Raw genomic sequence first — 23,945 nt, 5'->3', positions numbered from 1 at the left:
CGGGCGGCCCGCATGGAGGCGCTCGCCTGGCTCTCGACGACGCCGGTCGCCGCAGCGCTGAAGGCGTCCGGCACGCTCTATCTCGTCGTCAACGCCACCCACATCCTGTCGATCGGCCTCATCGTCGGGGCGATCCTGCCGCTCGACCTGCGGCTGATCGGCGTGGTCCGCGCGGCCTCCATCGCCGCCATCGGCCCGCTCCTGTCACGCACCGCGGCAACGGGCATCGTCTTCGCGATCGTGACCGGCCTCTGTCTTTTCTCCGTCCGGCCGCAGGAATATGCGCAAAACCCGGCCTTCCTGGCAAAGGTCGGGCTCGTCGCCGTCGGCATCGCCAATGCCCTCGTCCTGCATCTGCGCAGCGGGTGGCGCATGGCGATATCCACGGACAGCGCCACGCCCGCCTTGCGCGTGCAGGCAGCGTTTTCGCTCATGATCTGGATTGGCGCCGTCCTGGCGGGGCGCTGGATCGGCTTTATCTGACGCCGCGATCGGGATGCGGCACGAGCCTGCCCCAGCGTTCGTCCCACAGGTCCTCCTCGTCGACGACGACGAGATTGCGCGGGTTGACGTCTCCGGCAATCAGCCGCCGGGCGTCGGTCAGCGCTTCCTCGGCGGGAAGCGGAATCGTATCTTGCGCCTGCGCCGGATCGGTGATGAAGGCGCAGGGGCCGGTGATGCCGTGGATCAAGGTGACGACAAGATCGGTCTCCTTGCTGATGTCGATGCGCGAAACCTTTTGGTAGACGGTCATGGGCTCCCCTTGGAACGGTTGCCCGCCTTAACCCCTTGGAACCGTTCTGGTTCCCAAGTTTTTACCGGTCGCTCACCGCAGCGCGCGGGTTCGTCCACGGCTCCTGGTTGGAGCGCGCCAGCGGTTGCCTGCCAAGGATGTGGTCGGCCGCTTTCTCGCCGGTCATGATCGACGGCGCGTTGAGGTTGCCATAGGTGACATGCGGGAAGATCGAGCTGTCGGCGACGCGCAGCCCATCGACGCCGATCACGCGCGTTTCCGGATCGACCACCGCCATCGGGTCGCTCGCCGCCCCCATGCGGCAGGTGCCGCAAGGGTGATAGGCGCTCTCCAGATGCTCGCGCAGGAAGGCGTCGATCTGCTCGTCGGTTTCCACGCCGGCGCCCGGCTGGATTTCCGGCCCGCGGAATTCGTCGAAGGCTTTCTGGCCGAAGATTGCGCGTGTCAACCGCACGCAGTGCCGGAACTTTTCCCAGTCCTCCGCATGGCTCATATAGTTGAAGCGGATGACCGGATCGGCCATCGGATCGCCCGACCGCAGCGTCACGCTGCCGCGCGACTTCGACAGGTTGAAGCCGACATGCGCCTGGAACCCATGGCTCTTCGCCGCCGCCTTGCCGTCATAGGAAATCGCGACCGGCAGGAAATGATACTGGATGTCCGGCTGCTTCAGCCCCGGCGCCGAGCGCAGGAAGGCGCAGGCCTCGAACTGGTTGGAAGCGCCGAGCCCGCCCTTAGACAAGAGCCATTGCGCGCCCGCCACCCCTTGCCAGAACCACGGCAGCCAGGAATAGAGCGAGACGGGTTTCGTCGAGACCTGCTGGAAATAGAATTCCATATGGTCCTGCAGATTGGCGCCGACGCCCGGTCGGTCGGCCTTCACCTCGATGCCCATGTCCTTCAGATGCGCGGCCGGCCCGATGCCGGACAGCATCAAGAGTTTCGGCGAATTGAAGGAGGAGGCCGACAGGATCACCTCGCGGTTCGCCTTCACCACCTCGATCTTGCCGTTGCGCTCGATCTCGACGCCGGTCGCCCGCCCGTTTTCGATGACGATCTTTCGCGCGAAGCAATGCACCAGCGAAACGTTCGACCGCTTCATGGCGGGGCGCAGATAGGCATTCGCCGCCGACCAGCGCCGGCCATTGTGGATCGTCTGCTCCATCAGGCCGAAACCCTCCTGCTTGGAGCCGTTATAATCCTCGGTGAGTTCGAACCCCGCCTGCTTGCCCGCCTGGATGAAGGCGTGGAAGAGCGGATTGGTCACCGGACCGCGCTGCACGTGCAGCGGCCCGTCCGTGCCGCGCCAGCCCGTTTCCCCGCCATGCGAGGTCTCCATGCGCTTGTAATAGGGCAGCACGTCCGCATAGGCCCAGCCGCGCGCGCCAAGCTCTTCCCAGCGATTGAAGTCTTCCGCATGGCCCCGCACATAGACAAGCCCGTTGATCGACGACGACCCGCCGATCACCTTCCCGCGCGGCGCGGTGATGCGCCGGTTGTTGAGGTTCGGCTCGGGCTCGGAAAGATACCCCCAATTGTACCGCTTCATGCTCATCGGCCAGGCAAGCGCCGCCGGCATCTGGATGAACGGCCCGATATCCGACCCGCCATATTCCAGCACCATGACCGTATGCTTGCCATCCTCCGAAAGCCGGTAAGCGAGCGCCGAACCGGCGGAGCCGGAGCCGACGATGATGTAATCTGCTGTCATGGTCACGCTCAATGTCTCCTGCTCGGAACACAGGTGGTCTGTATGGCCTGATTGCGAAGATTATCGCTATAAGCTATAGTTCGAGGATGAAGCGCATCGAATACACGCCTTTCGCCTTGAAGAGTTTGGCGCGCATGCAGCCGAAGCGGAGTGCGGCCATCGTCGCAAAGCTGGAAGCGTATGCCGGTGGCGCGATCGTCGATATTCGCAAGATGAAGGGAAATGAGTTCTATCATATCCGTGTCGGCCAGGATCGCGTCATTATAGACGAAAAGGGCATGGTCATCATGGTCATCAATGCCGGCCCGCGCGGTAGCATTTACAAGGAGTGACGCAAAATGGGCGATGTTCAGACAATCGTGATCGACGGCAAGAACTATGTTCTTCTGAGCGAAGAGGACTATGAGGATCTGGTCGATGGGTTGCACGCTGCCGAGATCATGGCGCGTATCGCCGCCGGGGAGGAGACTTTTCCGCACGAGCTTGTCGTGGAGCTTCTGAGCACCGATAGCCGCATCCGAACGTTCCGGAATTACCGCAAGATGACCGTATCCGAACTCGCCGAAGCGGCCGGCATTTCCCAGCCCTATCTCTCCGAGATCGAGGCCGGCAAGAAGACCGGCTCCGTCGATGTGCTGAAGCGCATTGCGACCGCGCTCAAGGTCGATCTCGACGATATCGTCGTGGATGTTGCGAAGGACTGAGGCGCCCATCTCAATACGGCGCCTCAACCTTGCCCATCGAGACATAAACCGTCTTCAGCTCCGAGTAATGCTCCAGCGCCGCCAGCGAGTTTTCGCGGCCGAAGCCGGACTGTTTGGAGCCGCCGAAGGGGATTTCCACGGGGGCGAGGTTGTAGGTGTTGATCCACAGCGTGCCGGCTTCGAGCTGGTCGACGACGCGGTGGGCGCGGGTGATGTCCGATGTGAAGACGCCGCCGGAGAGGCCGAATTCCGTGGCGTTGCCGCGGGCGATCACCTCGTCCTCATGGTCGAAATCGAGCACGCACATGACGGGGCCGAAGATTTCTTCGCGCGCGATGGTCATCTCGTCCGTCACGTCGGAAAAGACGGTCGGCTGGATGTAGTAGCCGTCACCCGAGACGTCGTTGGGGATGCCGCCGCCGGTCACGAGCGTCGCACCCTCCGCCTTGCCCTTCTCGATATAGTCGAGAACCTTGTCGCGCTGGGCCTTGGAGACCATCGGCCCAAGCTGCGTCGATTCCTCCATCGGGTCGCCGATCAGGATCTTTTCGGTGCGCTCCTTGAGGCGGCTCAGGAACCTGTCCTTGATACCCTTCTGCACGAAGACGCGGGTGCCGTTCGAGCAGACCTGGCCGGTCGAGTAGAAATTGCCGAGCATGGCGCCGCCGATGGCGCTTTCGAGGTCGGCGTCGTCGAAGACGATGAGCGGCGACTTGCCGCCGAGTTCCATCGTGACATGCTTGAGGTCGGAGGCCGCAGCCCCCGCCACCTTCTTGCCCGTCGGCACGGAGCCGGTCAGCGAAACCTTGGCGACATCTGGATGATTGACGAGCAGCGGCCCCGTTGTGCGATCGCCCTGGATGACGTTATAGAGCCCCTTCGGCAGCCCGGCTTCCACGAGGATCTCCGCGATCTTCAGCGCGCCGAGCGGCGTGTTTTCGGACGGCTTGAACACCATCGCATTGCCGCAGATGAGGGCAGGCGCCCCCTTCCAGCAGGCGATCTGCTGCGGATAGTTCCACGCGCCGATGCCGACACAGACACCGAGCGGCACGCGCTTGGTGAAGGCGAAGTCCTGGCCGAGCGGGATATAGTCGCCGTTGAGCCCGGCCGCAGCGATACCGCCGAAGAATTCGAAGGCGTCGGCGCCAGAGGTCGGGTCGGCGACGATGGTTTCCTGGATCGGCTTGCCGGTATCGAGCGTTTCGAGTTCCGAAAGCTCGCGGTTACGCGCGCGCATGATCTCCGCGGCGCGCTTCAGCACGCGGCCGCGCGCGGTGGGGCTCAGCGCGGCCCATTCCTTCTGCGCGCGCTTGGCGGACGCAATGGCCTTTTCGACGATCGCTGGCGTCGCAGCGTGGAGCTTCGCGATCACCTGGCCGGTGGCGGGGTAAAGGCTCTCGAAGGGCGTGCCGGCGGCATCCTCGACATACTCGCCATCGATGAAGTGCGAGGCTTTCGGTTGGGCTCTCATCTTATTCTCCCCGCGGGTAGCGTTTGGATTCCTCGAGATTGTCGAGGTTCATGTGGTTGCGCATGTAGCGTTCGGATGCCTTTTGCAGCGGCTGGTGGTCCCAGGGATAATAGGCACCGTTGCGCAGCGCCTCATAGACCACCCAGCGCCGCGCCTGGCTTTCGCGCACGCTCGCATCGAACGCCGCCATGTCCCAGCGCGCCTCGCGCATCTGTCTAAAGGCCTCCAGCGTCGTCTTGATGACTGGATTTTCCGAGGTCGCGAGATTGGTCAGCTCCAGCGGATCGGCGTCGAGGTCGTAGAGCTGTTCCGGGTCGAGTTCGCAGTGGATGTATTTCCACTTGCCCTCGCGGATGCCGACGATCGGCGCATAGGAGGCTTCCGCCGCATATTCCATCAGCACGGGCGACGTCCGCTCCGCGCCGTTGATGACGGGCACGAGGCTTTCGCCATCCGTCCAGGGCATGATCTCGTCCATCGAGATGCCGGCGAGGTCGGCGAGCGTCGGTGTCACGTCGAGATTGGAGGAGGGGGCGAGGTGCAGGCCGGGGGTAACGCCGGGGCCGGCCACCATCAGCGGCACGCGGGCGGAACCCTCGAAGAAGTTCATCTTGAACCACAGGCCGCGCTCGCCCAGCATGTCGCCATGGTCGGAGCAGAACAGGATCAGCGTGTTGTCCAGCATGCGTGTGCGCGTCAGCGTGTCGACCAACTCGCCGACCTTCTCGTCGAGATAGGAGATGTTGGCGAAATAGGCCTGGCGCGAGCGGCGCACGTTCTCGCCGCTGATCGCGAAGGCGGCATAGTCGCAGGAATGCAGGATACGCGCGGAATGCGGGTCCTGCTCCTCCAGCATGCCGACCTCCGGCATCAGGTGTTCGCAGTCCTCATAGAGGTCCCAGAACTTCTTGCGCGCCACATAGGGATCGTGCGGATGGGTGAAGGAGACGGTGACGCACCAGGGCCGGCGGTAGATGTCGTCATTGTCGCGCGAAAGCTGGTAGAGCTTCTGGTTGGCGAGGAAGGCGACCTCGTCGTCATATTCCATCTGGTTGGTGATCTCGGCGATACCCGCGCCCGTCACCGAACCCATATTGTGATACCACCAGTCGATGCGCTCGCCGGGCTTGCGATAATCCGGCGTCCAGCCGAAATCGGCCGGATAGATGTCCGTCGTCAACCGCTCCTCGAAGCCGTGCAGCTGGTCCGGCCCGACGAAATGCATCTTGCCCGACAGCGCCGTGTAATAGCCGGCGCGGCGCAGGTGATGCGCGAAGGTCGGGATGGAGGAGACGTATTCCGCCGCATTGTCATAGACCCGCGTGCGGCTCGGCAATTGCCCGGCCATGAAGGAGGCGCGGGCGGGGGCGCAGAGCGGCGAGGACGTGTAGTTGTTGCGAAAGCGCGCCGAACGCGCTGCCAGCGCCTTCATGTGCGGCGCATGCAGCCAGTCCGCCGGGCCATCCGGGAAAAGCTTCCCATTGAGCTGGTCGACGATGATGATCAGGATGTTCGGCTTGCTGGCGGTCACGGATGGGTCCTTCGAAAGAATGCAAGGCGTGGCGTTTGGCAGACTTTACCTCCCCCTTGAGGGGGGAGGTCGCCGCGAAGCGGCGGGTGGGGGTGACCCTGCGACAGCGCCGGCGGCGGCCAGCTGCGCATTCACATACCCCTCCGTCAGCGCAATCGACGATTCGATGCTGACCGGCGCCGACTTCAGCCCCTGGCGCAGGTACAGCCCGTCGATCATCGCCGCCGCCCCATCGGCAATGACGGAGGCGGTCGCGGCGGGGCAGAGCTGCTTGAGGCTCGCCAGCAGGTTGGAGTTCAGCCGCCGCGCATAGACGACGAGCAGCCGGCGCACCTCTTCCGAGCGCTGCGCCTCCGAATAGAAGGCGAGCCAGGCGGCGACGGTTTCGGGTGCGAACTGGTGCGCCTGGAAATTGACGCGGATCACCGCCGACACTCTTTCGCGCGGGGTCGCGGCGGCTTTCAGCGCCGCCACGGCATCGGCGCGGAGCTGCCGCAGCAGGCTGCGGATCGTCTCGATGACGAGCTGTTCCTTGGAGCCGAAATAGTGATGGGCGAGTGCGGCCGACACGCCGGCATGGCGGGCGATCTCCGACATGGTGACGGTCAGCGAGCCGTGGTCGCCGACCGCCCTCAGCGTCGCGTCCACCAGCGCCTTGCGGCGCACCGGCTCCATTCCAACCTTCGGCATGTCGTTCCCCTGATTTTCGTCAAGCGTATTTTTAATTGAGTGATCAATCAATAAAAATTTTTGGCATTGCCGGCCACATCAACGCCGTTTGACAGCAGCCACGCCAGCGCGCTAAAAATTTCACCGTGGGATGGGGATGGTGCTCCCCGACAACCGCCGTTTACCGGCTGATAGCGCCTGCCAGAACCGGCCAGCAATGGCCGTCGACGGCGGGCGCGTGTTTGGCGACCGCCTGTGGGCGGTTTTTTGTTGTCCGGCTTTCGAGTAGCTGAACCATGAGGGCAACGGACATGAACTATCTGATCGTCTTTCTCGGCGCGGGCATCGGCGGTGCCGGGCGCCACGGGGTGAACGTGCTGTCGGCGCGCCTGTTCGGCACGGGCTTTCCGGCCGGCACGCTCGTCATCAATGTGCTGGGCTGCCTGGTGATGGGGCTGATTGCCGGCGTTTTCGCCTTTCGCGGCCACCTGCCGCAGGAGCTGCGCCTGTTCCTGACAACCGGCATCCTCGGCGGCTTCACCACCTTCTCCGCCTTCTCGCTCGATGCGGCGCTGCTCTGGGAGCGCGGCGAGGTGGGGTTGGCCGCGCTTTATGTCGGCGCCTCGGTGATTTTTTCGCTGCTCGCCGTGGCGGCGGGGCTTGTCCTGTCGCGCTATATGCTCGCAGGAGGTGCAATGTGAAGGCGCTTCTCACATCCTGGCAGGTCTGGGCGCTCGGCTCGGCGGTCTTCGCGGCGCTGACGGCGATCTTCGCCAAAATCGGCATTGCCGAGGTCAATTCCGACTTCGCGACCTTCGTGCGCACCGTGGTCATCCTGCTGGCGCTCGCCCTCATGCTGACGCTCATGGGCAACTGGCAGGCGCCCGGAACGGTGCCGGCAAGAAGCTGGATCTTCCTCATTCTCTCGGGCCTAGCGACCGGCGCCTCGTGGCTCTGCTATTTTCGCGCGCTGCAGATCGGCAAGGCCGCGCAGGTCGCGCCCGTCGACAAGCTGAGCGTCGTTCTCGTCGCAGTCTTCGCCGTCCTGTTCCTCGGCGAGCAGCTTTCGACGGCCCATTGGCTGGCTGTGGTCATGATCGGCGGCGGGGCCTTGCTGCTGGCTTTGCCTATATGAGTCGCTCCTTTTTCAACTCCTTGTAGTCATTGAACTTTCATCGAACTGTCACATTACGGAAACGGATTCTTCAGCGATCCCGAAGAACACTTCGTGGCATAAGTTCACGCCTCGGAGCCGCCCATGTCCGCCGCCGAATTGCTCGCCCTACGCCGTTTCGGGGATGGCGAGATCGTCACCCTCGCCAAGCTGGTGATCGAAACGGCCTTCCAGCCCATCGTCGAGGCCGGCACCGGCGCGGTGTTCGGCTATGAATCGCTGATGCGCGGCTTCGATCGGCTCGGCTTCAACTCGCCGCTCGACCTGATCGACCGCGCGCACGAGGCGGGCCAGCTCCTGGCGCTGGAGCACATGGCCAACAGCCGCGCGATCGCGGCCTTCGCCGCCCTGCCGGATTTCCGCTCGCGCACGCTCTTCATCAATCTCGATTCCCGCCTGGTGGCGGAAGGGGCGGACCTCGTCGAGCGGCTGGCCGGCCATCTCTTCCGCGCCGGCATTCCGGCCTCCTCGATCTGCTTCGAGATTTCCGAGCGCTTCGACAACGACACGCTGCCGGATTTCGCCATCCTCGTTCGCAAGCTCCGGCTTGCCGGCTTCAAGCTCGCCATCGACGATTTCGGCGTCGGGCATAACGGGCTGAAGCTGCTCTGCGACCACCAGGTCGACTATCTCAAGATCGACCGCCATTTCATCTCCGGCATGGAGAACGATGCGCGCAAGCGCCATCTGGTGCGCAACACCGTCAACGCCGCCCACGTGCTCGGCATCCGCGTCATCGCCGAAGGGGTGGAGACGGAGGCGGAATTCGTCGCCGCCCGCGAGGCCGGTTGCGATCTCGTGCAGGGTTGGTTTGTCTCCCGCCCGGTCACCGATTTTTCCATGCTCAGCCCGGTCTATGCCCAGGTGACACGGGCCGGCGGTACGCGCCGCTCGTCACGCACGCTGGACAGCATCCTCATCCGCCGCGAGATCGAGCAAGTCGCGGTGCTGCGCGAAAACGAGAGCCTGGAATCGGTTTTTGAATTCTTCCGTCGCGACCCCAAGCGCACCTTCTTCCCGGTGCTGAACGCCAATGACGAGCCGCGCGGCATCCTGCATGAATATCACGTCAAGGAGCTGAGCTATCACCCGTTCGGCCGCGATCTCCTGAAGAACAAGCTCTACCAGAAGAGCCTGTCGCATTTCGTCACCACCGCGCCGATCGCCGATCTCGATACGCCCGCCGAACAGCTTCTCGACGTCTTCACCGGCATGGGCGGCAATGAATGCGTGATCCTGACGGAGAACCTGCGCTATGCTGGCATCCTCTCCGCCTCCTCGCTGCTCAAGATCATCAACGAGAAGCGCCTGAAGACGGCGGAGGACCAGAACCCGCTGACCGGGCTTCCCGGCAATCGCTCGATCCGCGACTATCTTCAGGACAAGGCGCTCGACGGCGACCAGCTGCGCTGCCTGTGTTACTTCGATTTCGATAATTTCAAGCCGTTCAACGATCACTACGGCTTCCAGAAGGGCGACCTTGCGCTGTCGCTGTTCGCCTCGCTGATGCGCCGCGAATTCATCGGCGACGACGTCTTCATCGGCCATGTCGGCGGGGATGACTTTTTCGCCGGCATTTCCGGCCGTCCGGTGGAGGCTGTGCAGGTCATTCTGGAGCGTCTGTTGGCCGATTTCAGCCGCGAGGTGCGCCTGCTCTATGCGGCGGAAGACCAGCTCGCCGGCCAGATCCGCGGGCATGATCGCGCCGGCAACCAGACGACGTTTCCGCTGATGCGCTGCTCGGCTGCCGTGGTCATCGTGCCGGAGGGCGAGGTGATCGGCGAGGCGGGGCTGATCAGCAGCCGGATCGCCGCCTTGAAGGCGGATGCCAAGGGCAGCGACGGGGGGCTCGTGCTGTCCTCGACATCCGCCGCAGCGCAGCTTTCGGCTGCGCACTAGAGCATTTCCAGCCGAAGCGGCAAAACAAAAAACTTGGAAGCGGGCTCCTCGGAGCCCGCTTCCCGCCACGTCAGCGAATGAGCTTCACGGTCTTCGCTTCGTGGTTCTTGCCGGACATGTCGAAGGAGACGGACACCTTCTCGCCAGTCTTCAGCCCGGGATCGTGGAAACCCTTCGGAAGCTGGTAGGTGGTGCCGTCGCTGAGCGTCAGAGACATCGACGCCTTGTTGTAATCCTTGACCGTACCGGTCGCCGTCTGGGCGGCGAGGGCAAGAGCCGGTGTGGTGAGAACAGTGACGATGGCGAGATTGGAAAGAAGAACACGCATCTGTGTCGTCCTATAGCGGCCCCGGGCGGGGCACTGAGAAGCCGTCCGGGAGACGTCGCGTCGCGGCTCTAGGGGGGTGAGCCGCCGGCGCTCCCCGGCTTCGGAGAAGAAGCTAGGCCCGGAAAAATCCGTTTTCAAATTAACAAGATTTAATTCTGCGCGTCCCGAAACGGCCGGAATTCCAGCGGTTTGCGGCTGAAAGTGGGCGGTCTGCGCGCCATCGCAAATGTCGCAGGCGCGGCCGGAAACGATTCAAATGGTTCGCGCTTTAGGCTAGAATCAGCGTTACAGATTGCGCGTCGCCAAAGCGCCCGGGGAGGCAAAAGCCCATGTCCATTCCATCATCCATGTCCTATATCGGGCTCACCGAACATGGCGGCCCGGACAATCTGGTGGTGATGGAGGGCCGCACGCCGCAGCTTCGAAGCGGCGAAATCCTCGTGCGCGTCGCGGCTGCCGGCATCAACCGGCCGGACGTGCTTCAGCGCAAGGGCGACTATCCGCCGCCGCCCGATGCAAGCCCCATTCTCGGCCTGGAGATCGCCGGCGAAGTGGTGGCGATCGGCGACGACGTGACCGGCTACGAACTCGGCGACCAGGTCTGCGCGCTGGCGAATGGCGGCGGCTATGCACGCTACTGCGCCGTGCCGGCGACGCAGGCGCTGCCCTTCCCGAAGGGCTACGACGCGGTGAAGGCGGCGGCCTTGCCGGAAACCTTCTTCACCGTCTGGGCGAACCTCTTCATGATGGCGGGCCTGAAGCCCGGCGAAAGCGTGCTCATCCACGGCGGGTCGAGCGGCATCGGCACGACGGCCATCCAGCTTGCCGCAGCCCTCGGCTCACGCGTCTTCACGACGGCCGGCACGGCGGAAAAATGCGAGGCCTGCCTCGACCTCGGCGCCTCCCGCGCGATCAACTACCGCAGCGAGGATTTCTGCACCGTCATTGCGGAGGAAACCGGCAAGGCCGGCGTCGACGTCATCCTCGACATGATCGGTGCGGCCTATTTCGAGCGGAACCTGAAGTCGCTCGCCCGCGACGGCCGCCTGTCGATCATCGCCTTCCTCGGCGGCACCTTCGCCGAAAAGGTCAGCCTCGCGCCCATCCTGCAAAAGCGCCTGCACCTGATGGGCTCCGCCATGCGCCCGCGCACCGCGGTGGAAAAGCAGGCGATCCGCGACGAACTCTTGCAGAAAGTCTGGCCGCTGTTGGAGGAGGGGCGCATCGCCCCGGTGGTGCACGCCGTCCTGCCCTTTGCCGATGCCGCCGCCGGCCATCGCATGATGGAACACGGCGATCATATCGGGAAGATCATGCTGACCGTCGAAAGCAATTCCAGCAAAAGTGTGTAGCGGTTTTGCGTCCGGAATTGCGTAAAAGCTAGGCTCAGGACTCATTGATTAAAGCCAGAAGATGACGGTTGCTGCGATGCAGATGGCTGAGAAGAAAGTATGCGCGCACCGGTCGTATCGGGTTGCGATGCGCCGCCAGTCCTTGAGCTTGGCAAAGAGGTTCTCGACCTTGTGGCGTTTGCGGTAGAGCGCCATGTCATAGGAATATGGCACCTTCCTGCTGCGGCTTGAAGGAATGCAGGGTTCGATGCCCTTTGCCTCCAAGGCTTGCCGGAAGGTCTTGCTGTCATATCCACGGTCAGCAATCAGCGTCCTGGCTGGTGGCAAGGCATTCAGCATGAGACGAGCGCCTCTATGGTCGCTCATCTGGCCCTCACTGAGCAGCATGATGATCGGGCGTCCCTCGCCGTCGCATACGGTGTGCAGCTTGGAGTTCAGTCCGCCTTTGGTTCGCCCGATACGACGGGGAACATCCCCTTTTTGAGCAGGCTCGCCGCCGTTCGGTGTGCTTTCAGATGTGTGGCGTCGATCATGATACGCTCCGGCCTTGGGCCTTCACCGGCCAGCGCCGAGAAGATGTCGTCGAATACGCCAAGGCGGCTGCAGCGGATGAACCGGTTATAGAGCGTTTTGTGTGGCCCGTAGTCTTTTGGCGCGTCCTTCCATTGCAGACCATGCTTGATGACGTAGACAATGCCACTGACGACGCGACGATCATCGACGCGGGGAACGCCATGAGCCAGGGGAAAATGCGGTGCGATCCGAGCCATCTGGCTCTCGCTCAGCAGAAACAAATCACTCATCACGGTCTCCTTCCAGAAACCGTGAATCACAGCTCAAACCAAATTAATAGGTCCTGAGCCTAGACGTTACGGCGCCTGCTCGATGCGGTCGCGGCCGAGGTGCTTGGCGCTGTAGAGCGCCCGGTCGGCGCGCTCGAACAGGTCTTCCACGGCATTGCCGCAATATTCCGCGACGCCGGCGGACATGGTGTAGGTGCAGCAGAGCCCCGCGCGGTTCTCCTCCTCGCGCACATGGCTGCGAAGCCGCTCCACGGCCTGCGTCGCCTGCCTTATGCTGGTGCCCGGCATCAGCACCATGAATTCCTCGCCGCCGATACGCGCGAAAACATCGCCGCCGCGCAATTGCTGGCGGCCGGCGGCGGCGAAATGCCGAAGCACATCGTCGCCCTTGGCATGGCCGTAGCGGTCGTTGATCGTCTTGAAATGGTCGAGGTCGATCAGCACCAGCGAGAGCTGCGTGCAGTCGCGGAAGGCCGCGCGCATTTCCGCATCCAGCCGCTCCATCGCCGCGCGGCGGTTGACAAGCCCGGTGAGCGGGTCCGTATCGGCGGCGTGCTGCGCGGCATCGCGGGCGAGTTGCAACACGCGCTCGGTCGATTTCAGCATGGTGATGTCGGTAAAGACGCTCCACAGCCAGCCGTCGGCCAGCAGCGTCTCGTTGACCAGGAACCAGCGGTCGTCGCTGATGTCGATCTCGAAACTGCGGTGCGGGCTGCTGCGCCGTTTTTCGGCCGCCATCGCGAGAAAGGCGTCGATCGGCCCGTTCATCTTCGGGCCGACGCCATTGGCATGGCAATGGCGCAGGATGTCGCCGAAGGTGCGCGCGCCCGGCTGCACGTCGAAGAGGGCGGCGAAGGCCGTCGAGCCATAGGAGAGTTCGTCGTCCGGCGAAAACAGCGCGAAGGCGACGCCGGAGGCGTCGAGCCCGGAGAGCACGAGATCGGTCGTCGCCCGGTCGCGGATGGCGGCAAGCGGCAGGATAGCATCGGCATGCGCCCTGCTGCTCTCGCCCGGCACCCTGTGCCCGTTGCTGCGTCTCACCCGCTTTTCCTTCCAAGGCCGAATCGTCAGGGCGTTGCGCCGGACGATAGGGGCCTTTTGTGGCAGAAGGAGGCAGTGTCGCAACGAGGACTGCCGGATGCCGTTAACAAATCCTCAATCCGCGCTTGTGGCCTTTCCCGCGGGAAGGGTGGTCGCAAGCAGCATGCCGAGGGCCGCCGGGATGGCGAGCAGCAGGTAGAGCCAGCGCGCCGCCGTCACAGCACCTTCCGTGCCGCCGGGATCGACGAGGCCGGTCGTGTTGACGATGATGCCGGCAATCGCCGCCCCGAAGGCCGCGCCGAGCGCCTGCATGGTGGTGATCGCCGCGGATGCCTTGTCCGTCTCGCCGGCCGGCGCCAGGTGCAGCACATGGGTGACGAGATGCGCCCAGCCGAGGCCGATGCCGAAACCCATGAGGAAGATGAATATGGTGGCGATCGCCAGCAGCGGCAGGCTGCCTGCCGGATTGTGCCGGGCGAGCGTGACGACGAGCAGCGCGGTGGCAACCGCCTCGACCAGCGCGCCGCCGACGATGACCCGGTTGGCGCGCCGCCCGCGGATGTTTGCGGTTGCAAAGGCCGCGGCCGTCCAGCCGAGCGCCAGCAGCGCCACGAGATAGCCGGAGACGAGCGGCGTCACCCCGTGCAGCACCTGGAGGAAATAGGGAATGTAGATATCCGAGCAGATGGTGACGAGCAGCATCAGCATGATGAGGTAGACGCGGGCAAGCGGCGAGGTGAGGCGCATCGTGCCGGCCGGCAGCAGCCGCGCTTCGGTGTGCCGCTCGATGGTAATGGCGGCGATGACCGCGACCACGGCTGAGGCCGCAAAGAGGCTGCGCATCGCCGGCGCATCCACCGAACTTGCGAAGGACAGCACGACCACGGCCGCGACCAGCAGCACGATCTGCAGGAACGGCGTCTTGGTCGTCACCCGCTCGGCCTCGCCGGAAGGCAGCAGTTTTGGCGCGGAGACTGCCATCAAGATGGACAGCGGGATGAGCAGCGCAAAGGCCTCGCGCCAGGCGCTGCCGGCGGCAAAGATGCCGCCGATCGTCGGGCCGAGGAAGGTCGCGATGCCCCAGACGGCGGCATAGAGCGTCGAGGCCGTGCTCCACAGCGGTTCGGGATAGACGAAGCGGATGAAGGCATAACCGAGCGCCACGAGGAAACCGGCGCCGAGCCCCTGGATCGCCCGGCCGACCAGCACCGTCTCCATGGTCGGCGCGATGGCGCAGACGAGGCTGCCGACGCCGAACAGCACGGCGCCGAAGACATAACAGCGGTTGAGCGTCACGCTCTTCGGCCGCACCGCCACGAAGGTCGAGCCGAGCACGGAGGCCGCGACATAGATCGTCGTCGCCCAGGCAAACAGCGGCAGCCCGCCGATATCGCGCACGATCGAGGGCATCAGCGTCGCAGTAATATAGGTCTCCACCGCATGCAGCATGATCCCACCGCCCAGCATTAGCGTCCCGAACAGATAGGCGCGGGAAAACAGGCTGGAAAGTCGCGGCGCGGCCTCCTTCGGGGTGATGACGCTATCGGACATGGAATTGAGCCTTGGCATGCGAAAAGAATGGATTTCAGACGTCGCACGGCTTCAAACCGACTGCAAGCCGTGACTTTTCACTGAAAATGCGGGTCCGGATGGGCAGAGAGCCGCGCCAGCCTCTCCTCCGTCATGGTCGGGCTTGACCCGACCATCCATGCCGCGGGTGCCGCGTGGATCCTCGGGTCGAGCCCGAGGATGACGGAGGGTGGGCGAGGTTACGGGTTCCATTCACCAGCAACCTGCCGCGTCGCCACGTTAAACCGGTTCCACACATTGATCGCTGCGATCTCCACGACCAGGGCGGCCAGCGTCTTTTCGTCGTAGTGGCGGGCGGCCTCGTTCCAGACGGCGTCCGGCACCGGCTCCTCGCGGTCGGCGATGCGGGTCAGCGCCTCGGTCAGCGCCAGCGCGGCGCGTTCGGCGTCGGTGTAGAAGGGCGCCTCGCGCCAGGCGGCGACGGAGAAGATGCGCCGGTCGCTCTCGCCGGCCTTCTTCATCATGCGCGGATGCAGGTCGACGCAGAAGCCGCAGCCGTTGATCTGGCTTGCCCTCAGATGCACGAGGTTCGCGGTCTTTTCCGGCAGGCCGGTTTTCTGCGCGACCCCCTGCAACGCCTGCAATGCGCCCATGACTTCGGGGAGAACGGCGACGATATTGTTCATACGGGATTGCATTTTTTCGCTCCTTGCAATGTTTTCGCGTTCGACGAATGCGAACCCTGTCACACCGGGCCTGCTTCGTTCGTCATGGCCATGACGCCGCTGAGCGAGGGAGTGTGACAGATGAGCGAGAAAAAATTCTGGGCCGAACATTTCGAGGCTGAACGCGGGCGCCTCGGCACCGTCGCCTTCCGCATGCTGGGCTCGCGCGCCGAGGCCGAGGATGCGGTGCAGGAGGCCTGGCTCCGGCTGGAGCGGGCCGGCGGTGACGGCATTGACAATCTCGGCGGCTGGCTGACGACCATCGTCGGCCGCATCTGCCTCGACATGCTGCGCGCCCGCACGAAGCGCCGCGAGGACCCCATCGACGGTGACGATGGCGAAATACAGCACGCCGACCCGAGTGCCGCGGCCGACGAAGAGGCGGCCCTTGCCGATTCCGTCGGCCTCGCCTTGCTGGTCGTGCTGGAGCGCCTGACGCCCGCCGAGCGCCTCGCCTTTGTCCTGCATGACATGTTCGACGTGCCCTTCGAGGAGATCGGCCGCATCGTCGACAAGACGCCGGTTGCCGCCCGGCAGCTCGCAAGCCGCGCGCGCCGTCGCGTGCAGGGCCTGCCGGAAACACCGGCTGCGGATTACGACCGCCGCAAGCGTGTCGTCGCGGCCTTCCTCGCCGCCTCGCGCGATGCCGATTTCTCAGGTCTGCTCGCCGTGCTCGATCCGGAAGTCGTCTTCCATGCGGATGAAGATGCGGTGCGGCTCGGCTCGCTGGCCGAAATCCACGGCGCGCAGGCGGTGGCGACCACCTTCAAGGGCAAGGCGACCGCCGCAAGGCTCGCCCTCATCGACGGTCATTTCGGCCTCGCCGTCATCCTCGGCGGCGAGCTCAGGATCGTCGTGCGCATGGAGGTCGCGGGCGACCAGATCACCGCCATCGACTCGATCGCCGACCCGGCCCGCATCGCCGCCTTCGAGGTGGAGTATCTTTAGACCCCGATGCGCCCGATGGCGGGGATCTTAATCGCCGGCCGATAAAAATCCACGCCGGCGACAAGGCCCATGATGTGCAGTTCGAGCCCGGAGCGCAGCCCCGCCGAGATGCCGAGCAGGCCGTAGAGCGTGGCATGCACGTCCTTGCCGTCCGCATCGATGGCGAAGAGCTTGCCCTCCGGCAGGTAATCGCGCCCCACCGCATCCGGCGGCAGCACGACGCCGAGTTCCGGCACGTTGCGCAGCACATGGGCGACGAAAGTGTTGGAGTTCGGCCCCGGCCAGATGCGGTAGCCGCCGGGCTTGGAATAAGGATAGGCGGCAATCGCCTGCTCGATCTTCGGGATCAGCCGCGCCGCCTCGTCGCCGCTGACGCTGACCACCACGCGCGGCGTGTTGGAATACCAGAAGGCATCCGGCGCATAGCCGTTCTTGCGCACGGGCGTGCCCCAGCCGACCTTGTCATAGCGGTTGTAGCTTTTGGCATTGGCTTCCTTGGTGACGATCCAGGCGTGGCTTGCCACCGCGCCCTTCAGGCCGCCGGTCGCGGCCGAAAAGATGTGGATCGTCGCCCGCGGCGTGTCTTCGGCTTTCGGCAGGATGCCGGCGGATTTCCAGTTCGCCTCCCGCCAGTTCTGCGGCCGCTCCTTGATGTACCAGTAGCCCGCCGAGGCCAGCGCCGGCATGAGATAGATCACGAGAAAGAGGACGAACACGTTCCTCAGGAATTTCATGCGAGGTCTCTCCAAACCGAGTGTCCACATCCATGGATTTCGGATAATACCGCATTCGAAACCGGAAATTTGAGGGCACGAATATGGCAAACCCCGTCCTTGTCGAAGTCACGCGCGGCGATCTCGTCGAAAGCCGCCATCGCGGCATGGTCGTGGCGGTCGATGGTGATGGCAAGGTGGTGTTTTCGCAAGGCGAAATCGACGCTGTCGTCTTCCCGCGCTCGGCCTGCAAGGCCATGCAGGGCCTGCCGCTCGTCGAAAGCGGGGCCGCGGATGCGCACGGCTTCGGCAACCGCGAACTGGCGCTCGCCTGCTCCTCGCACAATGGCGAGCCGGCCCATGCGCGCCTAGCCGCCACCATGCTCGCCGCCGCCGGCGTCGATGAAAGCGTGCTGGAATGCGGCGCCCACTGGTCCTTCGAGCAGCCCGTCCTGATCGGCCAGGCCCGCCAGCTCGACCACCCGACCGCCCTTCACAACAATTGCTCTGGCAAACATGCCGGCTTCATCTGCGCCGCCTGCCACACGGGCAAGGACCTTGAGGGCTATGTGCGCTACGAGCACCCCGTCCAGGCCGAAATCCGCGGCATCATGGAAAACCTGACGGGATCGGCGCTTGCCACCGACAATTGCGGCACCGACGGCTGCTCGATCCCGACCTACGCCGTGCCGCTGAAAAACCTCGCCCACGGCTTCGCCAAGATGGCGACCGGCACGGGCCTGCCTCCCGAGCGCGCCAAGGCCTCGCGCCGGCTGATCGCGGCCTGCATGGCCGAACCCTTCTACGTCGCCGGCACGAAACGTGCCTGCACCCGCCTCATGGAAACCGCGCCCGGCCGCATCTTTGCGAAAACCGGTGCCGAAGGCGTCTTCTGCGCCGCCATCCCCGAAAAGGGCATCGCCATCGCGCTGAAATGCGAGGACGGCACCACCCGCGCCGCCGAAAGCATGGTCGCCGCCACGCTCGCCCGCTTCTTCACCGAAGAACCCGCCCTCCATGCCGCCCTGATGGCCCAGGCCAACCGCTCCATGTCCAACTGGAACGGCATCCACGTCGGCGATGTCCGGGTGACGGACGCGTTTGCCGCCTGATCAGGCCTCGACGATCTCGACACCCGCCTCCCGATAAGGCGCCAGCGTCTCCCGTGTGAGGCCGCTCGGCGCGATGAGGCCGGTGGCGGTGGGGAGGGGCATGATCTTCCAGGGGGAGGCGCGGCCGAGTTTTTCGTGGGTGAGCAGGACCCAGGTCGCGGCGGCGTTTTCGGTGATGGTGCGTTTGGTGGCGGCTTCCTCCATGTCGCCGGTGGTAAGGCCGTGGGTCGGGTGGGCGGCGGTGACGCCCATGAAATAGATGTCCGCCTTCAGGCCGCGGATCGCATCGAGCGCCATGGCGCCCATCGTCACCATCGAATGTTTGTAGAGCCTGCCGCCGATGAGCACGACCTCGGCGGTCGGGTGGCGTTCGAGTTCGCAGGCGATGGTCGGGCTGTGCGTGACGACCGTGAAGGGGAAGCTGCGGGGCAGCGCGCGCGCGAGCGCCGCCGTGGTCGTGCCGCCGTCGAGGAAGATCACCTGTCCCGGCGCGATCATAGACGCTGCGCGGGCGCCGAGTGCGGCCTTCTCATCCGTCGCGAGCGACTGGCGCGCGGCAAAATCCGGCAAGGGCGGGGAGAGCGGCAGCGCGCCGCCGTGCACCCGTTTCAAGAGGCCCTCCGCCGCCATTTCCCTAAGATCCCGTCGGATCGTGTCCTCCGACAGATCCAGTTCCGCCGCCAGCGTCTTCGCGACGATCTCGCCGTCGCGATTCAGCCGTTCGGCGATCAGGGCCTTGCGCTGGCTGGTCAGCATGCTTCGCACTCCGTCTTGACTCTGCACGAAATTACACGAATATTCGTGAAATATCCAGAAAATTCCGGATATTTCGTGCAAGAAAGATAGTAAGGAGTAAATCATGCTGATCCTGATCGCCGGCCCCTATCGCTCGGGCACAGGAGACGATCCGCAAAAGATGGCGGAGAATTTGCAGCGGCTGGAGGCGCCGTCCTATGCGCTGTTCAAGGCCGGGCATGTGCCGATGATCGGCGAATGGGTGGCGCTGCCCGTCTGGCGTGCGGCGGGCGGCGAGACGATCGGCGATGCGCTGCACGAGGAAATCTTTTATCCCGTGGCGCATCGCCTGCTCGAACTGTGCGAGGGCGTGCTGCGGCTGCCCGGTGCCTCCAAGGGGGCGGACAACGATGTGCGCATCGCCCGCGAGCGCGGCATTCCGGTCTGGCACCGGCTGGAGGACGTGCCGGGCTGTGCGGCGGCATAAAAATCTGCGCGGACTTGTCGGCACCGGACGTCGCTTTACGTCCTTGTGGCATGACGGGGCGATCCGCCGGTGGCGGATCCCGCACAGCAAGCAAAAAGGAGGATTTCCATGCGCATGATCTTCGTCAACCTGCCCGTCAAGGACTTGGCGGCTACCCGCCGCTTCTTCGGCGCGCTCGGCTACGGCTTCAACGAGGCCTTCAGCGACGACACCGCCGCCTGCATGGTGGTGGACGAAAACATCTTCGTCATGCACCTGACGGAAGCAAAATTCGCCCAGTTCGTGAAGGGCGAGGTGGGGGATCCGGAAAAGCAGACGCAGGTGCTGACCTGCCTTTCGGCCGCAAGCCGCCAGGAGATCGACGACATCAAGGCCAAGGCGCTCGCCGCCGGTGCGCGCGAATGGCAGCCGAACATCGAATTCGGCCCCATGTACGGCTGCTCCTTTCAGGACCTCAACGGCAATGTCTGGGAGTTCATGTTTATGGATCAGTCCGGTGGCCAGTCCATCGGCTGACGAGGTCAGGCCCGCGGCCCATGGCGCGGGCCTTTTCGCATCAATCGTCGTGCTTGTGCGCTCCGGCGACGAAGCTCAGCGTCGCGGTGTAACCGATCGTATCGGCCTTCGGATCGTTTTCCAGCGGCACGCCATGGTCGACCGAAAGCACGTTCAGCCCGTCGTTGCGGATCGCCACGACGACCTCGCCATCCGCATCCGTCGGCTCGCTCTTCAGCGCGGCCTGATTGATGTAGTCGAGCGTCACGACCGCGCCGGCAAGCGGCTTGCCATCGTGGAGCACGCGCAGCCGGATCGGGTCGCCGGCCTTGCGGCCGATGGGATTGTCGAGCGGAACGATCTGCAGGTCCTGTTTCGGGAAGGCGGGCAGCGCGTCATGCACATGCAGCAGCGAGAGGCTGTTCTTGATGTAGTGGCCGGTCGCCTTGGCATCCGCCACCTTGTCCTTCGGCTCGTTCACCCAGGTCCCGTCCGCCTTTTCGCTCCAGTAGCCGTTGTCGAAGGTCAGCGCGATGGCGGCCGGCTCGCCCTCCGGCTTCAGGATCGCGTGCTTGTCGCGCTTGTCGATGGTGACAGGCGCGGCCGTGCCGTCCTCGGCAATGGCGGTCGCCTGCGTGATGCGGGCCGGGTCATAGGCATCGTCGCCGGCGCCGTGGCCATAGATGACGCCGAGTTCGCCCCAGCGCTCCGCCACCCAGGCGCCATGCGCGCCGGCCGTGGCGGGAAGAAGCAGGGCGAACGACAGCGCGCCCGAAACAGCGATGATCCGTCTCAGCATTTTGGTCTCCGAATTGGTAATGTTATTACGTTACAAATTCGGTTTAACCTTGCGGCGGGAAGGGTGTCAAGCGTCTCGAAAAAAGGGAAGGGCGAGGGGGTGGCGTTCAGCCGAACGTCTTGCGCAGCTTTGCCGGCGCCTTGTAGCGCCAGGCTTCGGTGATCCGATGCTGCAATTCGGCGTCGTCGATCGCCGCCGCGCGGATGAGCAGGGCCGGCCAGCCGCGGTAGTGATCGGTCTCGTAGTAGATGTCGGGCGCCATCTCGATCAGGCGCTCCTTCTCGTCGAGCGGCGCCATCAGCACCAGCGTCTCGGCATCCTTGATGCGCAGGAACAGCTTTCCCGCCACCTTCAGCGCTGGCGTGCCATAGGATGTGCCCGTCTCGACGCCCGGGAGGTGCTGCGAGAGGCGCTGGAGCCGCGCCAGCAGCGCGTCGTTCTCGTCATCCGGCATGCAAGATCCTCCCCGGGCAGGATACACCGGCGCGGGGAGGACTTCGAGGGAGGATCAGGCCGGGTGTTTGCAGCTTTCCTCGACGCAGACCCGCGGGCGAAACAGGCCGAAGGGCAGGTCGCCGAGCGCGCGCGAACCCATCGTCTCGATATCGGGATGGGAGAGCGGATCGCGCATCCAGACGGGCGTGTCCGCAGGGTCCGCCTCGGCCTTCAGCGCCGCGGCCACTCTGGAGAAAATCTTGAACATTGCCTTCTCCTTGCGGTTCGTTATCATTGTCGATGCCTGATAATCGCGCCAAAACCCTCTCGGCGCAATCGAGCAGATCAGGAAGAGGCTATAGAAAAGCTATATGAAGAACCTCAATCGCGTGCATCTGAACGGCCTTCGCGCGCTGGAAGCGGTGGGCCGGCTCGGCTCGCTGCAGGCGGCGGCCGACGAGCTCGGCGTGACGGTCGGCGCCGTCAGCCAGCAGGTCATCAAGGCGGAGGAGCAGCTCGGCCGGGCGATCTTCGAGCGCACCGCGCGGGGCCTGCGCGAGACGGCCTCTAGCACGCCCTTCCTCGCGCGCCTCTCCGCCGCCTTCCGCCAGCTTTCCGAGGCGGTGGCGACCACGCAGCGCCGCGACGATGCGATCCTGACGATTTCCGTGGCACCGATCTTCGCGTCGCGCTGGCTCATCCACCGCATCGACCGCTTCGCCGCCGTCCATCCGGATATCAGCCTGCGCATCGAGGCGACGACAACGCTGGTCGACCTCGCGCGCTCCGATGTCGATCTCGGCATTCGCGTCGGCCCCGGCGCCTGGCCGGATGTGACGGCGGAGTTCCTGATGCCGCAGGTGATGTTCCCGGTCTGCGCGCCGGCGCTGGCGGATGGCATCAGGACGCCGCAGGACCTGTCGGCGCAGCCGGCGGTGGTCGATGGCAACGATGCTTTCACCTGGCAGCGCTGGCTGAAGGCCGCCGGTTTCGGCGTGCCGGCCCCGAAGGCCCGCCACGTCTTTTCCGATGCCTCGCTCTGCCTCGATGCCGCATTGGCCGGGCAGGGGGTGCTGCTCGCCTGGCCGGTGCTCGCCTCCTGGGCGCTGCGTGAGGGGCGGCTCGTGGCGCCGTTCCCCATCCGGGTGGATACCGGCATGGGCTATTATTTCGTGACGGCCCCAGGTCTGCCGGAGCCGCGCAAGGTCTCGCTGTTCAAGCGCTGGCTGCGCGACGCCATCGCCGAAGACGGCGAGGATGGTTTTGCCGGCGCGATCATTCCGGCTCGTTAGACCGCGTTTCCATCATGGCCTTGAAGGCGGCGCGCGACTGGCACTGTTCCAGCCAGGCCTTCACATTCGGCGCGGCGTCGAAAAGCGCCGTCTGGCTCATCGCGTAGCGAAACACCTCCGCGAGGTTGAGGTCGGCCACGGTAAAGCGGTCGCCGACGACATGGCCGGTGGCGGCCAGGTGCTGGTCGAGCCGCGCGAAACACTTTTTCAGCGCCTTGTTCGCGGCGCGGATCGTCAGCCGCCCCTGTTCGCTTTCTGCGGCCTGGACATCGCGCAGCATGATGATCTTCACCGCATGCGGCTCCACCTCGGTCGCCGCCCACATCGTCCATTGCAGCATCTCGGCCTCTTCCGTCACCGTCTGGCCGGAAAGCGGGCCGCCGTGCTTGCGGGCGAGGTAGAGGTTGATCGCCAGCGATTCCGTCATCACGAAGCCGCCGTCGTCGATGCAGGGGATGAGGCCGGTCGGGTTGACGGCCAGAAACTCCGGCGACTGGGTGTTCATCGGCGCATCCGCCGCCTGCACGTCGTCGAGCCGGTAGGCCTGCACGATCGGCACGGAGGTGAAGGGCAGGCCGAGTTCGCCGGCCAGCCAATAGTTGCGCGAGGCGCGGGAACGATAGACGCCGTAGATGGTAAGCATGGAATCCTCCTGATTGCGGCGGCACATTAGGGGGCGTTCTTGCGGAACGGTAGAGCGCTTGCCTGATCGATCGATGAATTGTCGTGATGGCCGGGCAGTGGAGCCCGCTTTGTCGCATTGACGTTCTGCCGCCATCGGATTAAGGCCGATATATCCGCGCGATTGCGGAAGGGACGACCGATGACACGAGGCACGACAAGCTGGGCTGCCTGCCTGCGCATGCTTTGCGCAGTCGCCCTGCTGTTCGTCGGTTTCGCCCACCAGCCGGCCTCGGCTCTGGAGCCGACGGCGCTCGAACTCGTGCAATATACCCTGCCGGACGGCACGGTGCCGGACCTCTGTCTCAATGGCAGCGTCGACGGCAAGACCCGACACGCCACGCCCATCAAGTGCGAGGCCTGCCGCATCGGCGGTGCCATGCTGATGCCGGAGCCGGCCGATCTTGCAGGTGCCAACCTGGCTTTCTGTTTGGTCGCCGCCCTGCCGCTCGTCGAAGAGGCGCTTCATTCCAAGCGCGACCGCCCCGGCGCCCCGCCGCGCGCACCACCCTTCCTGTCTGCCTGATTTTCCGTGATCCGCGCGGCCTGCCGC

At 64.7% G+C, this 23,945-nt stretch carries 29 protein-coding genes and 1 riboswitch; of the genes, 13 read left to right on the top strand and 16 right to left on the bottom strand.

Translation table 11 applies throughout. From position 1 onward, the window contains the following. The first annotated feature begins 12 nt into the window (after positions 1-12). Positions 13-483 carry a DUF6644 family protein gene (locus tag AC1Q6Z_RS20725; protein WP_492649097.1) on the top strand — a complete coding sequence of 157 codons (471 nt, stop codon included), beginning with the start codon at positions 13-15 and terminating at the stop codon, positions 481-483. Here AC1Q6Z_RS20725 and AC1Q6Z_RS20720 read toward each other — a convergent pair. Together AC1Q6Z_RS20720 and betA are read right to left on the bottom strand one after the other, a co-directional pair. After that, the gene (locus AC1Q6Z_RS20720; RefSeq protein WP_435267262.1) at positions 476-754 is read right to left on the bottom strand and encodes a hypothetical protein; all 279 of its coding nucleotides are present in this window, start codon (positions 752-754) and stop codon (positions 476-478) included. The genes AC1Q6Z_RS20725 and AC1Q6Z_RS20720 overlap by 8 nt on opposite strands. Positions 755-815: 61 nt before the next feature. Further along, the gene (betA, locus tag AC1Q6Z_RS20715; protein WP_492649301.1) at positions 816-2,465 is read right to left on the bottom strand and encodes a choline dehydrogenase; all 1,650 of its coding nucleotides are present in this window, start codon (positions 2,463-2,465) and stop codon (positions 816-818) included. Positions 2,466-2,599: 134 nt separating this feature from the next. Here betA and AC1Q6Z_RS20710 point away from each other — a divergent pair, with 134 nt between their 5' ends. Together AC1Q6Z_RS20710 and AC1Q6Z_RS20705 are read left to right on the top strand one after the other, a co-directional pair. Next, a complete protein-coding gene (locus AC1Q6Z_RS20710; RefSeq protein ID WP_492649096.1) occupies positions 2,600-2,797 on the top strand; it encodes a type II toxin-antitoxin system RelE family toxin in 198 nt (65 codons plus the stop codon). 6 nt (positions 2,798-2,803) lie between these two features. Continuing rightward, complete coding sequence (locus tag AC1Q6Z_RS20705; protein ID WP_492649095.1) at positions 2,804-3,169, top strand: helix-turn-helix domain-containing protein; 366 nt, start codon at positions 2,804-2,806, stop codon at positions 3,167-3,169. 10 nt (positions 3,170-3,179) lie between these two features. On the opposite strand, the gene betB is transcribed toward AC1Q6Z_RS20705, so the two are convergent. Genes betB through betI form a run of 3 tightly spaced genes read right to left on the bottom strand, consistent with a single transcriptional unit; the run spans position 3,180 to position 6,864 of the window. Beyond that, positions 3,180-4,643: a betaine-aldehyde dehydrogenase gene (gene betB / locus AC1Q6Z_RS20700; protein ID WP_492649094.1), complete on the bottom strand. Its 1,464-nt coding sequence runs from the start codon at positions 4,641-4,643 to the stop codon at positions 3,180-3,182. A gap of 1 nt (position 4,644) precedes the next feature. Then, positions 4,645-6,174 (bottom strand): choline-sulfatase, encoded by a 1,530-nt coding sequence (gene betC, locus AC1Q6Z_RS20695; protein WP_492649093.1) that lies wholly within the window; start codon positions 6,172-6,174, stop codon positions 4,645-4,647. A gap of 45 nt (positions 6,175-6,219) precedes the next feature. Further along, positions 6,220-6,864, bottom strand: coding sequence for a transcriptional regulator BetI (betI, locus tag AC1Q6Z_RS20690; protein WP_492649092.1), 645 nt, complete (start codon positions 6,862-6,864; stop codon positions 6,220-6,222). A 123-nt stretch (positions 6,865-6,987) separates the two neighbouring features. Beyond that, positions 6,988-7,051: riboswitch (Fluoride riboswitch) on the top strand. Between the two features lie 103 nt (positions 7,052-7,154). Between betI and crcB the strand changes: the two genes are divergently transcribed. The 3 genes from crcB (at position 7,155) to AC1Q6Z_RS20675 (ending at position 9,916) form a co-directional block, all read left to right on the top strand. Beyond that, a complete protein-coding gene (crcB, locus tag AC1Q6Z_RS20685) occupies positions 7,155-7,544 on the top strand; it encodes a fluoride efflux transporter CrcB (RefSeq protein ID WP_492649091.1) in 390 nt (129 codons plus the stop codon). After that, on the top strand, positions 7,541-7,978 hold the full coding sequence (locus AC1Q6Z_RS20680; RefSeq protein WP_492649090.1) for an EamA family transporter: 438 nt from the start codon (positions 7,541-7,543) through the stop codon (positions 7,976-7,978). The genes crcB and AC1Q6Z_RS20680 overlap by 4 nt, the downstream gene beginning before the upstream one ends. Positions 7,979-8,101: 123 nt before the next feature. Continuing rightward, positions 8,102-9,916 carry an EAL domain-containing protein gene (locus AC1Q6Z_RS20675; protein WP_492649089.1) on the top strand — a complete coding sequence of 605 codons (1,815 nt, stop codon included), beginning with the start codon at positions 8,102-8,104 and terminating at the stop codon, positions 9,914-9,916. Between the two features lie 70 nt (positions 9,917-9,986). Here the strand turns inward: AC1Q6Z_RS20675 and AC1Q6Z_RS20670 are convergent, their stop codons facing one another. Then, positions 9,987-10,244, bottom strand: coding sequence for a DUF1344 domain-containing protein (locus AC1Q6Z_RS20670; RefSeq protein WP_256118685.1), 258 nt, complete (start codon positions 10,242-10,244; stop codon positions 9,987-9,989). 329 nt (positions 10,245-10,573) lie between these two features. Between AC1Q6Z_RS20670 and AC1Q6Z_RS20665 the strand changes: the two genes are divergently transcribed. Next, a complete protein-coding gene (locus tag AC1Q6Z_RS20665) occupies positions 10,574-11,596 on the top strand; it encodes an NAD(P)H-quinone oxidoreductase (RefSeq protein WP_492649088.1) in 1,023 nt (340 codons plus the stop codon). A 48-nt stretch (positions 11,597-11,644) separates the two neighbouring features. Here AC1Q6Z_RS20665 and AC1Q6Z_RS20660 read toward each other — a convergent pair. From AC1Q6Z_RS20660 to AC1Q6Z_RS20645, 4 genes are all read right to left on the bottom strand, one after another. After that, positions 11,645-12,399 (bottom strand): IS5 family transposase gene (locus tag AC1Q6Z_RS20660; protein ID WP_492649087.1). Its coding sequence is split into 2 segments (ribosomal slippage): positions 11,645-12,066 and positions 12,066-12,399, totalling 756 coding nucleotides; the frame shifts between segments, so codons are not numbered across the junction. A 66-nt stretch (positions 12,400-12,465) separates the two neighbouring features. Then, positions 12,466-13,440, bottom strand: a complete 975-nt coding sequence (locus AC1Q6Z_RS20655) for a sensor domain-containing diguanylate cyclase (protein WP_492649086.1) — start codon at positions 13,438-13,440, stop codon at positions 12,466-12,468. Between the two features lie 114 nt (positions 13,441-13,554). After that, the gene (locus tag AC1Q6Z_RS20650) at positions 13,555-14,991 is read right to left on the bottom strand and encodes an MFS transporter (RefSeq protein WP_492649085.1); all 1,437 of its coding nucleotides are present in this window, start codon (positions 14,989-14,991) and stop codon (positions 13,555-13,557) included. Positions 14,992-15,209: 218 nt separating this feature from the next. Beyond that, entirely contained in the window at positions 15,210-15,668 is a 459-nt protein-coding gene (locus AC1Q6Z_RS20645; RefSeq protein ID WP_492649084.1) for a carboxymuconolactone decarboxylase family protein, read from the bottom strand. A gap of 108 nt (positions 15,669-15,776) precedes the next feature. Between AC1Q6Z_RS20645 and AC1Q6Z_RS20640 the strand changes: the two genes are divergently transcribed. Then, the gene (locus AC1Q6Z_RS20640; RefSeq protein WP_492649083.1) at positions 15,777-16,643 is read left to right on the top strand and encodes a sigma-70 family RNA polymerase sigma factor; all 867 of its coding nucleotides are present in this window, start codon (positions 15,777-15,779) and stop codon (positions 16,641-16,643) included. Here AC1Q6Z_RS20640 and AC1Q6Z_RS20635 read toward each other — a convergent pair. Next, a complete protein-coding gene (locus tag AC1Q6Z_RS20635) occupies positions 16,640-17,377 on the bottom strand; it encodes a DUF3750 domain-containing protein (protein ID WP_492649082.1) in 738 nt (245 codons plus the stop codon). The two genes, AC1Q6Z_RS20640 and AC1Q6Z_RS20635, sit on opposite strands and share 4 nt — an antisense overlap. A gap of 83 nt (positions 17,378-17,460) precedes the next feature. Here AC1Q6Z_RS20635 and AC1Q6Z_RS20630 point away from each other — a divergent pair, with 83 nt between their 5' ends. Next, positions 17,461-18,468 (top strand): asparaginase, encoded by a 1,008-nt coding sequence (locus AC1Q6Z_RS20630; protein WP_439631641.1) that lies wholly within the window; start codon positions 17,461-17,463, stop codon positions 18,466-18,468. On the opposite strand, the gene AC1Q6Z_RS20625 is transcribed toward AC1Q6Z_RS20630, so the two are convergent. Next, positions 18,469-19,224 (bottom strand): DeoR/GlpR family DNA-binding transcription regulator, encoded by a 756-nt coding sequence (locus AC1Q6Z_RS20625; protein ID WP_492649081.1) that lies wholly within the window; start codon positions 19,222-19,224, stop codon positions 18,469-18,471. 103 nt (positions 19,225-19,327) lie between these two features. Between AC1Q6Z_RS20625 and AC1Q6Z_RS20620 the strand changes: the two genes are divergently transcribed. Both AC1Q6Z_RS20620 and AC1Q6Z_RS20615 read left to right on the top strand, forming a co-directional pair. Continuing rightward, on the top strand, positions 19,328-19,690 hold the full coding sequence (locus AC1Q6Z_RS20620) for a DUF4406 domain-containing protein (protein ID WP_492649080.1): 363 nt from the start codon (positions 19,328-19,330) through the stop codon (positions 19,688-19,690). Between the two features lie 108 nt (positions 19,691-19,798). Beyond that, positions 19,799-20,206 (top strand): VOC family protein, encoded by a 408-nt coding sequence (locus AC1Q6Z_RS20615; protein WP_492649079.1) that lies wholly within the window; start codon positions 19,799-19,801, stop codon positions 20,204-20,206. 40 nt (positions 20,207-20,246) lie between these two features. Here AC1Q6Z_RS20615 and AC1Q6Z_RS20610 read toward each other — a convergent pair whose 3' ends face one another. From AC1Q6Z_RS20610 to AC1Q6Z_RS20600, 3 genes are all read right to left on the bottom strand, one after another. Next, complete coding sequence (locus AC1Q6Z_RS20610) at positions 20,247-20,984, bottom strand: DUF4198 domain-containing protein (protein ID WP_492649078.1); 738 nt, start codon at positions 20,982-20,984, stop codon at positions 20,247-20,249. A gap of 106 nt (positions 20,985-21,090) precedes the next feature. After that, positions 21,091-21,438 carry an MmcQ/YjbR family DNA-binding protein gene (locus AC1Q6Z_RS20605; RefSeq protein WP_492649077.1) on the bottom strand — a complete coding sequence of 116 codons (348 nt, stop codon included), beginning with the start codon at positions 21,436-21,438 and terminating at the stop codon, positions 21,091-21,093. A 54-nt stretch (positions 21,439-21,492) separates the two neighbouring features. Continuing rightward, entirely contained in the window at positions 21,493-21,687 is a 195-nt protein-coding gene (locus AC1Q6Z_RS20600; protein ID WP_492649076.1) for a hypothetical protein, read from the bottom strand. A 103-nt stretch (positions 21,688-21,790) separates the two neighbouring features. Here AC1Q6Z_RS20600 and AC1Q6Z_RS20595 point away from each other — a divergent pair, with 103 nt between their 5' ends. Continuing rightward, the gene (locus AC1Q6Z_RS20595; protein WP_492649075.1) at positions 21,791-22,711 is read left to right on the top strand and encodes a LysR substrate-binding domain-containing protein; all 921 of its coding nucleotides are present in this window, start codon (positions 21,791-21,793) and stop codon (positions 22,709-22,711) included. Here AC1Q6Z_RS20595 and AC1Q6Z_RS20590 read toward each other — a convergent pair. Continuing rightward, positions 22,695-23,354 carry a glutathione S-transferase family protein gene (locus tag AC1Q6Z_RS20590; protein ID WP_492649074.1) on the bottom strand — a complete coding sequence of 220 codons (660 nt, stop codon included), beginning with the start codon at positions 23,352-23,354 and terminating at the stop codon, positions 22,695-22,697. The two genes, AC1Q6Z_RS20595 and AC1Q6Z_RS20590, sit on opposite strands and share 17 nt — an antisense overlap. A 180-nt stretch (positions 23,355-23,534) precedes the next feature. Here AC1Q6Z_RS20590 and AC1Q6Z_RS20585 point away from each other — a divergent pair, with 180 nt between their 5' ends. Next, positions 23,535-23,918: a hypothetical protein gene (locus AC1Q6Z_RS20585; protein WP_492649073.1), complete on the top strand. Its 384-nt coding sequence runs from the start codon at positions 23,535-23,537 to the stop codon at positions 23,916-23,918. Positions 23,919-23,945: the final 27 nt, after the last annotated feature.

It is taken from the genome of Shinella sp. GW835-FHT14H05 (genome assembly GCF_058793575.1).
This window is presented reverse-complemented; position numbering and strand designations above follow the sequence as displayed.